This is a genomic window from Lysinibacillus sp. FW12 (assembly GCF_050817245.1).
Classification (GTDB): Bacteria; Bacillota; Bacilli; order Bacillales_A; family Planococcaceae; genus Lysinibacillus; species Lysinibacillus irui.
In genome coordinates, this window is sequence record NZ_CP139094.1 from 2,820,706 (window position 1) to 2,835,432 (window position 14,727).

The following is a 14,727-nucleotide window of genomic DNA, read 5'->3' on the forward strand; positions in this document are numbered from 1 at the left end:
TCCATATTAACTTATTTATTGTACAGAAAAATAACTTCTATTAAAAGAAAGTTTTGATAAAAAAGCACCTCAATAAGATAAAATGTTGAGGTTTAACTACATCTAAAACACTCACAAAAACCCCCTTCATGGTAAAAACCACAAAGGGGGGATGATGTGCTTATTTCATTAATTCTTCTACGAATTCAACAGGTACATATGTTTTGCCTGATTCTAATAGAGCTGGGGCTACTTTAAATTGGCGAAGCGCTTTATTGTAGCCATATTCTTTTTGTCCTCGAGTAATTGTATAAGATAGTGCGCCTTTAGAAATGATGGCACCTTTTGATGTTACTTCTACTTTAAAACCAAGTTCTTCTGCAATTAATCGTAGAGGTACCATTTTCGTTCCTTCTACTTCATAAAAGTCCTTATTGATGATGTCTTCAACAGCTGATTTATTTGGTGCTGGTTCCGGTGTTGGCTCTGGGTCCACTTCCACTGGCTCTTCTTTCTCGATTGTGTCTAACACGATCACTTTTGAAGGTGGTGTTTGAGCAGGAATGCTCATAGTGGCAATCGTGTAGAATACTACTAAATGCTGCTCTTTTAAATCATCCATTTTCACATCTCTACCGGAAGCACTCGCTAGTTTCATGTCTTCCCCAACATTTAATTTTAAGTTGTTTTCAGTATCAACTAAATCTTTGTTAAAGAAATCAACTTCCACGCTACCCATTTCTTCTGTTTCGACAATAATTACTTCCGGGTTGTATTGCGGCGGATAAATAGCTAGCATAGGCTTTTTCGCATAAGAATACGCCGACACTTTATCCCCCTTTTGTAGCTTCACTTCTTTCCCCGTATTATCGAAAACAAGTGAATCCTTATTGGCGATCATAATATTCGTATTGTCACCATCAATCACTGTATAGTAAGTGCCATTTTCACGTACTTCTACTTTGTCAATTGTCCCTGTCACTTTAATAAAGACCGGCTGTACTTGTTGCTCCGAATTGTCCGTGTTCGTTACAACTGCCTCCACTTCGCTCGCTGATGCAGTTGGAGCTCCAAACGCGCCCCCTAATAATAATGCTGACATAGCAAATGGTACGACTTTCGTCATTTTCATACAAAAAGCATCTCCTTCATATCACGATTCATAAAAGTAGTCGTGTTTCCATGAAAAAGGTTACAATTTGGCCAAAATTATTATGAAGTCTAATATTTTCAGAGATGTCTTCTTGTTATTGGGTTCTTTTTCGCGGGTATTCACCTCTGCTTCGCGGGTATTCACTTCTGCTCCGCGGGTATTCACCTCTGCTTCGGGGTATTCGCCTTCGCTCAAAGGGATTCACTTTCCTTCTGCGGATATCCACCCCTGCTTCGCGGCTATTCGCCTTCGCTCACAGGGATTCACTTCGTTCCGCGGGTATTCACTCATGCTTCGCGGCTATTCGCCTTCGCTCACAGGGATTCACTTCCTTCCGCGGGTATTCGCTTCCCTTCCGCGGGTATTCACCTCTGTTCCGCGGGTATTCGCTTCCCTTCCGCGGGTATTCACCCTTGCTTCGCGGGTATTCGCCTCTGCTTCGCGGGTATCCACTTCCCTTCCGTGGGTATTCGCTTCTGCTCCGCGGGTATTCGCTCCTTTTACGCGGGTATTCACCTTCGCTCACAGGGATTCAATTTCCTTCCGCGGGTATTCGCCTTCGCTCACAGGGATTCACTTCGTTCCGCGGGTATTCACTTCCCTTCCGCGGGTATTCGCCTCTGCTTCGCGGGTATCCACTTCCCTTCCGCGGGGATTCACCTCTGCTTCGCAGGTATTCACTTCTCTTCCGCGGGTATTCACCTTCGCTCACAGGGATTCACCTCCACTTCGCGGGTATTCGCCCCGCTTTAAAAGATAAAGCGGAGGCGATTGAGGACTCGTTGGAGGAAGTATTGATGTTCGCTTTGCTGTGTTCTTAGCTCGCGGGCGACGTCGGGGTGGTCGGTGATGACGCCACTGACATTTTTCTCGATAAAAGTTTGTAGTGAACGATCGTCATTGAGGGTCCAGACAAATAAATCGGTTGGATGCTGCTTTAACTCCTCGATGAGCTGCTCGGTTACCCAGGATTCCTCTAATGCGATGAAATCAACATTTTCTTCCATCGGTCCGATATTGAGGGCATAGACAATGCCGACACGTAGATTGGGTACTATTTTTTTTAATTGCATCATTTTCTGCCCGTCCGCAGATTGCACATAATAGGAATCAAGCACCTTATAGTTTCGAAGCTTTTCTACCAATTTAGGAAGAACATCTTCTGTTTCTTTGCCATGGACCTTTAATTCAATTAATAGCGACACATCTAAAGCTTTGGCAATTTCGATACAATCATCTAGCGAGGAAATTTTATCGCTAAAGCCATTTTGATGAATGGTTAACGATTTTAGTTCATTCAAGGTCATATTCGCTATCACGCCGTTTTTACCAGCTAATCGTCGTAAAGTTCGATCATGAAAAACGACAAATTCACCATCGACGGTTTGCTGAATATCGATTTCTATCAAATCAGCCCCTGCATTGGCTGCGCTCACCAACCCACTAATCGTATTTTCTACATTGCCTGCTACATAGCCTCGATGGGCAATAATTTTGGTATCAGGCGCATAAACACTTTTCTCTAAAGAATTCATGTTCATCATACTTAATACGATAAACACGATGAAACTAATGAATAGCAATGGTTTATAGCGTCGCTTCCTATATGAAGCAACGTTAAATTTGCCTAGCACAGACGTATTATAGGTGATGGCAACCATGACTTGTGAAAACATGGCCTGTAATAAACTAAAAAGCACCACAAAGACCATTTCTAGAAAAGCGAGTGTCAATCCGGCAGTGACGAGTGCAGCACTTGGCATTAACCGTTCTATAATATAAAGTGGAAACGTACTAATGACCGTTATACCTAGCATCATTAGCAAATGACCTGTTAAAAGCATTGCCAGTAACACTAACAATTCAAATAAACCTCGCTTCGAAAATCGCCAGCTTTGCTTGAATGAGCGTAAAATAGAGATGTTCGGTTGGATTGTAAAAATAGGTAAGGTCAAAATACTTCGGATACCGATCATTACTAAAATGCTTGCCACTGCAGCATATGCTAGTCTACCTGCTCGAGTACTCATTATTTCTTCGGTTAAAAAATGTGGAAGTGAGATGGATTGGGTTAAGGTGAGTGGTAGCATAAAAGAAGCGAGTGGCAATAATAGGGCAAGATAGACGATTAAAAATAAGATTTGGACACTAAAAAAATAAACAACCTTACGATTCAACTGCTGCCATAAAGGAAAAAATCGATAGCGCATTCCTCTTTGCTGATGAAAAGCCATTAAGAACAAAAAGCCCATTTCATAATAGACAAATAATAAAAACAGTAACATTAATAGACAAATCATCATGATGACAAAGGGATGCGCCACAAAACTTTGCCAATTTTGCTCTGTAATATGTGTAAATCCCGTTACTCGTAGCGTGAGCTTAAAGACGATAGAGGTAACAGGGATTATCAATAAAAATTGAAAGATTCTAATCAATGCGAAAACCTGTACATAATCTAAACGATAAGCATAAATATTGTAGACAGCCTGTCGCATTACTTGTCCTGCCTTGTGCACATACTCACCCCTGTCATGCTGTTAAAATAGCTCTCTACTAACGTATGTTCATACTGCTATGGCCCATTACTCAAAGCATGGAAAATAGCTATTTGTTCAAGTATTCTATGCGCCAAAGTAGGAGAAGAATTGTGTTGTTCTCTTGATTATCATGCAACAAATAATCTGAAACCCCATTTCATGGCTCGTCCTTTTCTATTTTCTTGAAACTTTTTCGAAGGCTATCCAGTATATAACTAGATACCCACTAGAGAAAGGAGCGCAAACATGAAATTCAACCTTGGCGATGACATTAGTACGATCGTTCTGTTATGTATGTTTCTCGCAATCTTTTTCGTGATGATTCATATGATTAAAAAAATGAAATCAACTACCCCTGTGCCTCCTCCCCCAACCACACAACAGCAAGTAGAGGACTTAACAATTCGTGTCGCAAACCTAGAACAACAAGTTAAACAATTAGCCGACAGAAAATAGCACATCAAAAAATCGCTGCAAAGGTTATCCTTTACAGCGATTTTCATAGACAATTTTGCCATCCACAACCGTACAGGCTACTTGAATTTGAGGGAGGTGCTCGATCCCCACATGAAAAAGGTCCTCTTGTAAAATCGTAAAGTCAGCTGCATAGCCCGCTGCAATTTTGCCCCTAGTATTTTGCTGACCAATAATTTCTGCAGCCCCTACTGTATAGAGTCGAACTGCCTCAAAACGAGAGACTTTTTCCTGTGAATTATAGCCATCATGAGTTTCCCCAACATTTCTCCTTGTGACAGCAGCATAGATTCCGACTAACGGATTCGGTACTTCAATCGGAGCGTCACTGCCCCCTGCTACAATAAGCCCTCGGTCAAGCAGTGACTTTAAAGGATGTAAGCCCTGCGCTCGTTTCGTCCCGAGTCTAGACAGTTCTGCTTGATATTCCCCTTGCACAAACTGCGGCTGCATATCAACGGCAACTGGTAAGTCAGCTAGCTTGGATAAAATGTCATCATCCACTAAACTACAATGAATGACTCGATCAAGCTGACCTTCTTGTGGTGGGTTTGCTGCAAAGATTGCTAAAATCGTCTCTATAGCTAAATCACCGATGGCATGCACTGCAACAGTTTGTCCGTAGTGACGAGCCAATTGAACATACTTCGTTAATTGCTCCGTAGAATGAATCAGCATCCCTGCATTGCTTGGATCATCGCAATATGGTTGACGTAGCGCAGCTGTGCGACCTCCAAAGGCTCCATCGATAAAAATTTTCATGGCGCCAAACTCCAAGTATGGTGAAGAAAGTAGATCCATTTTCACGACTTCTTCAAAGACCGTATGATGCTGTAGTAAATGCACTTTAAAGGATTGCTGTGCCTCCACTATTTTGCGATAGGCCTGAATAGGCTGACTTGGTGGCCCGTAATAGCTTAAGTCCTCAGAATGACCACCTACTAAACCATAGGATTGGAGTGAGGCAATCGCTTTTGCCAGAGCATCCTCAATATAAGCTGGTGTAATGTGGGGCATATGATTAACAATTAAATACAAGGCCGCATCCTTTAGCACACCAGTAAGCTGACCATCAACTTTGTCAATGACACCGCCCTCTGGTGATGGAGTAGCGCTAGTAATCCCTGCAAATGCAAGTGCCTTGGAATTGGCTAAAATTAAATGATGGCAGCTACGTTTTACAATTAAATGGGCTTCTCCTAGTGCATCTAGCTCCGCTAATGTCGGAAAAATGGGTTCATCAAATTGGTTTTCATTTAATCCAATTGCAATGACCCATTCCTGTGCGGAAGCATGGGACATTCGCTCTTGTAGCTTCTCGAGTAGCATATCCTTACTTGTCACCATGGAGACATCAATATGCTTTAGTTTTTCACCGTAACCGATAATATGTAAATGGCTATCAACAAAGCCTGGGTACATCACACTGCCTTGTAAATGTTGGATAGAAGCAGCTAGTGGCGACAAGCTCTCTACTGAGCCTGTCGCCACAATTTTTCCATCTTCTTCAAGGACTGCTTCCACTGTTTCACCAACTTGAGCCATCGTGTAAATCTTTCCACCTGTCCATAATGTTGCCAAAACAATTCCTCCTATGTCCTATGCTGTTGCTTCAATTAAGTGTGCACTTGCTAAGCGGCGGCGAACAATGACACCAATCCACGCTGCAAGCACCGCTTTAACGATTCCTACTACGATAAATGGAGCAACACCGCCCATAAAGGCTGCTGTCCATGTATAGTCCGCTACAATTTTTAACCATACAGTACCGAATGCCAATGTTACACACATCCCAATAATATTTGCAATAATTGCTTGTACGAATGAAATACCAAATTTATCTAAGTATAAGCCCATAATAATCGCTGTAGCAAGGAAACCAACGATATATCCACCAGTTGGACCAACTAAAATTGCCAGCCCACCTGACATACCGCTAAATACAGGTAACCCTACTGCTCCTAATAGCATATAAAGCAGCACAGATAATGTCCCAAGTCTTGTCCCTAATATCGTCACCACGATGCCAACCGCTAACGTTTGTCCTGTAATCGGAATGAGTGGTAGCGGGATCGTCACCTGTGCAAGAACTGCAATAATGGCTGCACCAAATGCCGCTAACACGTATTGATATGTACTTCCTTTTTTCAATGTAAAAAGCCTCCCCTTGTGCGTTAACTAATTATAAAAATAAGTTAACACAAAGATAATGCAAATGAAAACGGTTGTCAATCTATTTTAGAATAAAAAAAGAAATTGCTAGATAAGCATAGCAATTTCCTTGCAAAATTATTACCATAGAGGTTCATTCATTGGATCTTTTTCTTGTAGCTTAAACACATAGGGCACTAATTGATGATAAAAAATGAGCATCCCTACTAAAAAGAAAATAATACCGATAAAATAATGATGGAAAACATGCTGCAGCATAATAAATAATGGGATTGGCATCGTGAGAACGCCCCCTATTTGTATCGATTTTTTCGTACGATACTGTTTTTGTCCACAATGAGGGCACACAATTTCACTATTTTTGCGGTACAATTTACGTGCTTCTTTCTCTGACCAGCTCTCCCCACATTCAATACAAACCGGTAAACCATAGCCTTTTTTCACTAAAAAACGTTTGACAATATAGGTTGCACCTATAAATATGCCTAGTAAAAGAATGCCTCTTACATAATCTGATTCAAATAATGACCACCAGCTCGACGTATCCTCTTGTAATCTCGCTGCCTGATGACCTGTTGTATGCTGTTCCTTCTGCTGCGTTAGTAAATAGCTAAAACCAATGACGAAAATAGTAAAGGTCGCTAACACAATACGATATGTCCATTGACCACCTGCTTTGCGTTGAACTTTTCGTTGTGCTTGACCCGCGATTATTTGTTTCCAGTTCTTTGAAAGCTTGACATCTTGTAGCTCTTTTACTAGATTTTCTTTAAATCGATTCATTGTGTAGCACCTCCCAATCAAAGTCACCCATTGCTATTGCCAATTGTTTGCGAGCTCGCTGTAATCTTGTGCGAATCGTTGCTTCTGGACATTTAACAAGCTGTGCGATCTCCACTGTCGACATCTCCTCAAAATAATACAATATCAAAACCTCTCGATAGGAAACGGATAAGGTAAACAACGCTTCTGTTAGCTCTTTTTTAACGGATTTTTCAAGTATCTCCTTTTCAGGTGTAACAGTTGTTGTGCGACCCGTGATCTTTTCAAATAATGTCAGCCGTTTGCTTTTCCAGCTCCGTAAATAATCATGACTGCGATTGACCGTCATTTTCACTAAATATGTACGCAATGATGCTTCCTGTCGAAATTGTTCCTGCTTTTGATAAAAAGCAATGAACACATCTTGGACGATGTCCTCCGCCGTTGTTATATTTTTCACATATAGATAGGCGACCTTTAGTAAGTAATCACCATGCTCCTCGATGATCTGCTCAATATCCATCATTGCTCTCACCTTCTTTCTACACTACTGACGGACGCCACTATCATTACGATTCATTTTTTTACAAAAAAAATAAAAAATCCGTAATGGCCGCTTTTTAAGCAATTACGGATTCAACCCATCTATTAAATACCTATTTCTCGCATTGTTGCTACCACTTTGGCCAATCTATCGGCTACATTCGAGCCAACGAATTTTGGCAAGCGCATTTCACTGACGATTGCGCCATCACACATAAAGAGGATACGCTCCGTTCTCGCAGCAATTTTAGGATCATGTGTGACAAGCATAATCGTTGTACCTTCCCTATTTATAGAGGCTAGTATATCCATAATTGCCTGGGCAGATGTTGAATTTAAAGCACCTGTTGGCTCATCCCCAAAAATCATTTGTGGATTGTTGATTAAAGCCCGACAAATGCCCGCCCGCTGAAGCTGACCACCGGAAACCTGGGTGATATCTCGCTTTGCCAAGTCTTCAATCTCCATTTTGTTCATGAGCTGTAGCGCCCTTTCTGTCAAGGCCTTCACATTTTTCCGCTGATCACGCATGGCTGGTAGCAGGATATTATCCAGGATATTTAAGCTTTTTAGAAAGGTTGGCTGCTGGAACACAAAGCCCATCCTTGTTCTACGCAGATTGGCAAGTTCCTTGTCATCTAAGGAGGTTACATCTAGACCATCAAAAATAACACGGCCATGATCAATGCTATCCATCCCACTTAGTGCATACAAGAGAGTGGACTTTCCACAGCCTGACGGTCCCATAATGGAAACGAACTCCCCTTCAGCTATTGCCACGGATACGTCTAATAAAACGGGGTGCTGTTCATTGCCTATTAGAAATGATTTTACGATGTGCTCACCACTCACTAAGGTCTTCATCTCATTCTACCCCCTTATATGATCCATTATTTTTATTTGCCCCGCCCTTGATGTACCAATAATCGTTGCAAGTAAAACGACGCTTATGAGTACTAATGGGCAAAAAACATAAATAGCTAGTGAATTAATCGTAAAATTAAATGAAGCTGCACCAAATGAGGCAATGACCTTGCTTGTGAGAAATTCTCCTAGCGTATTTGCGAGTAAGTTCCCTATTAAAACAGCTACTAATACAACAAGCATCGAACGTGCGACATATTGTGTGGCGACATCTCCATTTGTAAAGCCCAATGATTTCATAATAGCGATAGATGATCGATCCTTCGTCATCAACATCTTCATAAATAAGCATGTCACGAGCACAGACAGCAGTAGGGCAATGACGAGTGATGCGTTAGAAGCTTTTTCTATGGAGTGGATCGTTGCCCCAAATGTTTGGTTAATATAATCATCAATGCCTGATACCTTGGCAAAATAAAATGCATCCGTATATTCCTTCACCTTTTCTTCGACCTGTGACGGATTTGACATCGTTCCATAAATGACACGCCATACGCTTTCTGTTGAATGGTCAGAGAAGGCAGCCTTAGCTGTTTTGCCACCATTAGTTATATCTGAATAAATACCACTCACTACTAGGTTTTTCTTTTCACCATTGATGACTAGTGACATAACATCACCAACCTTTTTATGAAGCTCCTCTGCATTCAATACTGAAAGCGCCATTTCATTTTGTGCAACAGGCGCCCTACCTTGGGCATACGTTAGAGGAAAGATTGTATGGTCGCCAAGCTCAATTTTTAGATTTTCTTCCGTCCCATCATCTGTAATGGCTTTCAATTTTTTTGTCGTCAAAACGGTATATTCCTTGATGGCTGTATCCTTTTCTAGCGTTTTCATGATGGTAGCTACAGCCTTTTGGTGACCTTGTGGGATATCTATTCTAAAGTCACTATCGCCAATCCCCATATGTGTTATAAAGCTTTTGCTAGAAATTGTGTTCGATACATTTTGAGGAACAATGATCATAAATGTCGCCAACAGTAGGACGGCAAGCATAGTGGCATACAACCTTTTGCGTGAGAGCACGTCATTTATGCCTAAAAAGAGATTAATAGGAAGCCTTTTGTTAGAGCTGAGGTTCAAATAAGATGCATGACCAACTTTTCCTTGCATTGTACCGAAGCGAATAGCTTGCGTGGCAGATAGCTTGTGAAATTGTCTAAGAACGGATTGTACATAACCTATGATGGCAAGAAACACGAGCAGTAATCCTATGATTGTAAACAACCATACGAAAGAGGTATTGTTTGTTTCTCCCATATACAAACGGATATTTTCAAGCAGTGTATCCCGTAGCATGAAAGAGCAGGCAAAGCCAAGCATACAGCCAAGTCCCGCAATGGCGGCATATTTAGCTAGATACATTCTTTGAATATCCGAAACTTGTATGCCAATCGCTTTCATCACACCAATTTCACGATAATCCTCTTCAATTTTAGCTAGTAATGTAAAACGAATACACATAAATGCAATCGCTACAACGAGGATACTAATTAGTAGAATGACCGCAATCATCAACCCGTCCGTTAGGGCATTTAGCATTTTGAAAAGGGGAAACGTAATGGTCGGACCGTTCGCTTCTAGTCCTGCATACGCATAGGCTTCTTCAAAGTCTTTTAAATCAGCTAAATGGTTAAGCCGAAATTCAATTAAATATTCCATCGTACCTGCCCTTTGGATCGCCGCGAAATCCTGCTCACTGACAAGAAAACGTTTAGAAGATGCTAACATAGAATTCATTTGTGAATCCCGTAAAAACCCTGCAACCGTCAACGACTGATCATGTACTGTTACGGTATCCCCCACTTTGGCTGTGCCATCCTTCCAGTAGCTAACCGGAAGATAAATATCACCATTTGCTACTTCAATTACACGGCCATCAAGGTCCAGTAAATAATCGAAATGCTCACTTTGTATACTAAACCCATGGTCCTGTACGCTTTGTGCTAGTGTTTTACCAGCTATGTTAATGTTAGAACCATCTACATTCAGAAATTTATTGATTTGAAATTCTTCTACACGTTTATCCTGTTCCGCAAAAAGAGCAAGCCTTTCCGTATCGATTTCTCCTGCATGCATCTGTAAAAAATGAGCTGTTTCTGCCTGTTTCATTAGAGAATCAATAGCACTAGATAAGTGGACGATGAGCACAGCCGATAGCGTGACAAGCATTGCTGCAGCTACCACAAATAGCGTGGTCATACCTGTAATTAGCTTGCTATTTGCCATATCATTTCGCACAATTTTATAATACATAGGTCACCTCTTAGTAAGTTTTTTACTTTCATTCAACCTAACAAGACCCAAGAATAGTATTATTTCGTACCGCTTTCGCCTTCATTGCCAAACATTTGCATCATGTACAGCAAGCTACCACTTTCAACACCAAGCATTCGTTCCACATTAAAAATAAATGCTGGGATACGGGTAGCCCGTTCTTCTTCCGACATTACCACCAGATCATCATCAAATACCGTATTGGTATAAGCGATAATCATTTCCATACATTCATACGGATACGGTGTGTGATAAATACCCTGCTCAATACCTTCACGGATTATGGACGTAAGAATAGGTGGTACTTGATTAAGAATCACTTGCTGTATTTTTCGATGCATCAATGCATTTTGTGGTTTATGAACATGCTCCATGATCTGCTGACCACTGTGTTCATTTTGCACATTCAGTGCCATCACCACACGCAGTATGCGCTCATTTACAGCTATATTCTTGTCTCCTGCAATGGTTTTTGCCTTTGCTAGCATCGTACTTGTATAGCGCTCAATAAGGGCGTCCATAATATCTTCCTTCGACTTAAAGTGATAATATAATGTGCCTCGTGCAATGCCCACTTTTTCAAGAATTGCACTCGTGCTTGTGCCGTCAAAACCCTTCTGGGCAAATAATTCATCTGCTGCATCTAAAATTTCATTTCTGCGTTCTTCTGCTTTCTTCATTTCCCTCATCAAGATAACCCCCCTCATTTGACCGACTGCCTGTCGATATATCTTTTTTACATCGTAGCATAGGACAACTCCTATTGGCAATAATTTCAACAAAAAAAGAATCTGCATCATGCAGACTCTTATTTTTGTATTTCTTCATTTTTTCGATATTCCAAAATATCACCGGGCTGACAATCTAACGCCTCACAAATTGCCTCTAATGTTGAAAAGCGAATGGCTTTGGCCTTGCCATTTTTTAAAATAGATAGGTTTGCCATTGTGATGCCAACTTTTTCTGATAGCTCTGTTACACTCATTTTCCGTTTCGCCAGCATTACATCAATATTGATGATCATCGCCATAATATTCACCTCAAACCGTTAAATCATTTTCTGATTTGATATCGATGGCATTTTTTAGAAGCTTTTGAAGCACAGCAGCAAAAACTGCAACGACAAAGGAAGCAAAAACAATGACCATTCCGATAAGTATAAGACCAGGGGCATCATCTACTTCCGCAGCATAGTATATCAGTGGCATGCCAACCACGTAAACACTACTAATGATAATTGCACAATATTTAATCTTAATTAAAGCCTTCACTGATAGCTCTGAAAATGCAATGTTTTGGTCAATATAGCTTAGCAGTTTAATCGTCGTATAAAGAGCAACAAAATATGCGATTGCCGTTGCATAGACCCCAAGTAAAGCAAAAATGGTTAAAACTGGAGAATGCTCCCCTGTATTCAAAGCAACACGTGGTACCACCCATATACATAAGGCGAGAACGGGCAATCCCATAAGAAAAACAGCGATCTTTAAAAAGAGCGTTTCTCGTTTCATCTTACGCACCTCTTTTATTTATTGTCCTGTTCAATTTATCATAAAATTTATCGTTTTTCAATAAATTTTTATCTCATATCAAGATGTTTTTATCAAATATCCATTATTTGGTTTGTTTTTCTTGCCTTTGTGCTATAATCGGTTTTATCCATTTATGAAGGGGGTATTTCAATGATTTACAGAGCAGCAGAAAAAACAATAGAAACAGAACGTCTTATGCTCCGACTTTTTACAGAGGCAGATGCACCTGAAGTCAGTCTATTATGTAACAATTATGCTCTTTATAAAAGCACCCTGAATTTACCTTATCCCTATACATTAGATTGTGCATTGTCATGGATTTCCACACATCCACAAAACTTTGAGGATAATCGACTATACGAATTTGCTATAACAAACAAAATTAGTGGACAATTATATGGGGCAATTGGCTTGTCAAATCGTTCACAACATCAAAATGGAGAAATGGCTTATTGGATTGGGGAGCCGTATTGGGGAAATGGCTATGGAACAGAGGCAACGCAAGCTATCATCGAGTTTGCCTTTCAAGAGAAAAACTATCATCGTGTCTATGCCCAATATTTTTTATCCAATCCCGCTTCAGGAAAAATCATGGAGAAATGTGGCATGAGCTATGAGGGAACGTTGAAGAATCATGTTAATAAAAATGGTACATTCGAAGATATTGTTTTTTACGGCCTAATCAATCCACAACATTAACAAACCTTTCACGAAAGAGGCACTTCCACTGTAGATATGCCTCTCTCTCATTTAAATACCATTTCCAACATCATAATATTGGTTATAGTGTGTAATTTGGTTGCGACCATTACGCTTTGACTTATAAAGCGCTTCATCCGCATGTTTAATTAGTTCGTCCACCTTCTGAATTTCACCATGCTGGTTCGTACTCACGCCAATACTAAACTCTAATTGAACCGTTTTATGCTCCACCGTAAGAGATAGCGAGGCTAGTGTTTGATAAAGGTTATCTGCCAATTCTTGAACCGATTCGCCTTCCTTTACTTGACTTAGTACAATAAATTCATCCCCGCCAAAGCGTGCGACAATGGATTCGAAGGGCTTAAAATAATCCTGTAATGTTTTAGCAGTACTTGTTAATGCATCATCTCCAAATAAATGACCATTCATATCATTGATTTCCTTAAAATGGTCTAAATCCACCATCATTAATGCTAATTGCTGATTTCTTTCGGCTGCTTTTTCAACCATTTTTGCTGCCTGTTCATCAAAATAACGACGGTTGTAGATATTCGTTAGCGGATCGATATAGGCATTTTTTTCAAATTGCTTCTTATGATCGTTGTATTCCATTTCAAATAATACATGTGAGTAGTTTTCACGTTGTATTTCTAACAATATATTAATATATTCTTTTTGAACGGCACATAGCACCACTTTATTGCCTTGGTCCTCAATGAGCTTCACTAAAGAATTATAAATAAGCTGAAGCAAGGATAGATCATTGTTTTGCAAAGCATAGTGTTTTGTCTTTTGGTATAAATCAATGGCTTCACTTATCCGTCCCTGCTTTTCGCATAAAAATGCATATGCATTAAAAACCTCCAGCTGCACTTTTGAGTATGGTGGATGGTGAATTGTTGCCAACAATTCTTGTAATATCGTATTCGCTTCCTCAAATTCCTCAAGCCAAATAAGCGCTACAGCTAGATTTGTTTTCGGATAAATCATAGTTGTATACGGCTCTTTATGCTGCACTTCAAAAGCATTCGAATAATACAGACTTTTTAAAGCAAATTCCTTTGCTTTCCTATAACTCCCCATAGATATTTCTAAATCGCTTAGGTTATTGTAAATTTTACCCATGCTCTCCACATGCTGAATCGATTCAGCAATCTTTAGCCCCTTCAGCATTAACTCCTCGGATTTTTTTAAATGCCCAAATGTTCCCCAATAAATGGCGGCTATATTGTAATATTGAATTAAATCAATATCAGTGCCATATTGAAAAGTTAACTCACGATATTGTTCAAGGATACTTATGGAAAGCTGTAGATCACCCGTTTGAAAATAGCTGGCACAACTATAGCGCAGTAGCAGGATAGCCTTATCATACATACCAAGCTCAATAGCACTTTCAATTGCTGTACTACTTATTTCTATATATTCTAAAAAGCGATCAGCATTATATAATTCATTGAGCGTAATCCATAATTCTTCAAAATCTTGTGTATTCATACGGCCCCCCCTTATCTTCCCTTACTTCTTTAATACTACATTTACACACAAAATATTACAATTCTTTGGTCTCATTTATTTTTCCGTTATTAAGCAATTCATCCTAGCGATAAAAAATACTGTGTATTTTATCCTAAATTTTAAAGAAAGGTTATTTTAACATGGTATT

At 40.0% G+C, this 14,727-nt stretch carries 14 protein-coding genes; 2 read left to right on the forward strand and 12 right to left on the reverse strand.

Annotated features, from left to right (window positions below):
* Nucleotides 1–160: 160 nt before the first annotated feature.
* Together SJW71_RS14770 and SJW71_RS14775 are read right to left on the reverse strand one after the other, a co-directional pair.
* Entirely contained in the window at nucleotides 161–1,111 is a 951-nt protein-coding gene (locus tag SJW71_RS14770) for a stalk domain-containing protein (RefSeq protein ID WP_431811108.1), read from the reverse strand.
* 770 nt (nucleotides 1,112–1,881) lie between these two features.
* Nucleotides 1,882–3,651 carry a glycerophosphoryl diester phosphodiesterase membrane domain-containing protein gene (locus SJW71_RS14775; protein ID WP_431811109.1) on the reverse strand — a complete coding sequence of 590 codons (1,770 nt, stop codon included), beginning with the start codon at nucleotides 3,649–3,651 and terminating at the stop codon, nucleotides 1,882–1,884.
* A gap of 267 nt (nucleotides 3,652–3,918) precedes the next feature.
* On the opposite strand from SJW71_RS14775, the gene SJW71_RS14780 reads away from it, so the two are divergent.
* Nucleotides 3,919–4,128 (forward strand): hypothetical protein, encoded by a 210-nt coding sequence (locus SJW71_RS14780; RefSeq protein ID WP_431811110.1) that lies wholly within the window; start codon nucleotides 3,919–3,921, stop codon nucleotides 4,126–4,128.
* A 24-nt stretch (nucleotides 4,129–4,152) separates the two neighbouring features.
* On the opposite strand, the gene SJW71_RS14785 is transcribed toward SJW71_RS14780, so the two are convergent.
* From SJW71_RS14785 to SJW71_RS14825, 9 genes are all read right to left on the reverse strand, one after another.
* Nucleotides 4,153–5,727: an amidohydrolase gene (locus SJW71_RS14785; RefSeq protein ID WP_431811111.1), complete on the reverse strand. Its 1,575-nt coding sequence runs from the start codon at nucleotides 5,725–5,727 to the stop codon at nucleotides 4,153–4,155.
* A gap of 18 nt (nucleotides 5,728–5,745) precedes the next feature.
* On the reverse strand, nucleotides 5,746–6,297 hold the full coding sequence (locus SJW71_RS14790) for a biotin transporter BioY (protein WP_274796754.1): 552 nt from the start codon (nucleotides 6,295–6,297) through the stop codon (nucleotides 5,746–5,748).
* A 141-nt stretch (nucleotides 6,298–6,438) separates the two neighbouring features.
* A complete protein-coding gene (locus tag SJW71_RS14795; RefSeq protein ID WP_431811112.1) occupies nucleotides 6,439–7,101 on the reverse strand; it encodes a TIGR04104 family putative zinc finger protein in 663 nt (220 codons plus the stop codon).
* On the reverse strand, nucleotides 7,088–7,606 hold the full coding sequence (locus SJW71_RS14800; protein ID WP_312507064.1) for a sigma-70 family RNA polymerase sigma factor: 519 nt from the start codon (nucleotides 7,604–7,606) through the stop codon (nucleotides 7,088–7,090). The genes SJW71_RS14795 and SJW71_RS14800 overlap by 14 nt, the downstream gene beginning before the upstream one ends.
* Before the next feature lie 122 nt (nucleotides 7,607–7,728).
* On the reverse strand, nucleotides 7,729–8,487 hold the full coding sequence (locus tag SJW71_RS14805) for an ABC transporter ATP-binding protein (protein ID WP_322611746.1): 759 nt from the start codon (nucleotides 8,485–8,487) through the stop codon (nucleotides 7,729–7,731).
* Nucleotides 8,488–8,493: 6 nt separating this feature from the next.
* Nucleotides 8,494–10,806, reverse strand: a complete 2,313-nt coding sequence (locus SJW71_RS14810) for an ABC transporter permease (protein WP_431811113.1) — start codon at nucleotides 10,804–10,806, stop codon at nucleotides 8,494–8,496.
* A gap of 59 nt (nucleotides 10,807–10,865) precedes the next feature.
* Nucleotides 10,866–11,516, reverse strand: coding sequence for a TetR/AcrR family transcriptional regulator (locus SJW71_RS14815; RefSeq protein WP_341385988.1), 651 nt, complete (start codon nucleotides 11,514–11,516; stop codon nucleotides 10,866–10,868).
* Nucleotides 11,517–11,635: 119 nt separating this feature from the next.
* Nucleotides 11,636–11,857, reverse strand: a complete 222-nt coding sequence (locus SJW71_RS14820) for a helix-turn-helix domain-containing protein (RefSeq protein ID WP_274796748.1) — start codon at nucleotides 11,855–11,857, stop codon at nucleotides 11,636–11,638.
* Nucleotides 11,858–11,867: 10 nt separating this feature from the next.
* A complete protein-coding gene (locus tag SJW71_RS14825; RefSeq protein ID WP_274796747.1) occupies nucleotides 11,868–12,338 on the reverse strand; it encodes a DUF2975 domain-containing protein in 471 nt (156 codons plus the stop codon).
* A gap of 171 nt (nucleotides 12,339–12,509) precedes the next feature.
* Here SJW71_RS14825 and SJW71_RS14830 point away from each other — a divergent pair, with 171 nt between their 5' ends.
* On the forward strand, nucleotides 12,510–13,058 hold the full coding sequence (locus SJW71_RS14830; protein ID WP_431811114.1) for a GNAT family N-acetyltransferase: 549 nt from the start codon (nucleotides 12,510–12,512) through the stop codon (nucleotides 13,056–13,058).
* A gap of 51 nt (nucleotides 13,059–13,109) precedes the next feature.
* Here the strand turns inward: SJW71_RS14830 and SJW71_RS14835 are convergent, their stop codons facing one another.
* Nucleotides 13,110–14,558 (reverse strand): tetratricopeptide repeat-containing diguanylate cyclase, encoded by a 1,449-nt coding sequence (locus SJW71_RS14835; protein ID WP_431811115.1) that lies wholly within the window; start codon nucleotides 14,556–14,558, stop codon nucleotides 13,110–13,112.
* Between the last annotated feature and the right edge of the window lie 169 nt (nucleotides 14,559–14,727).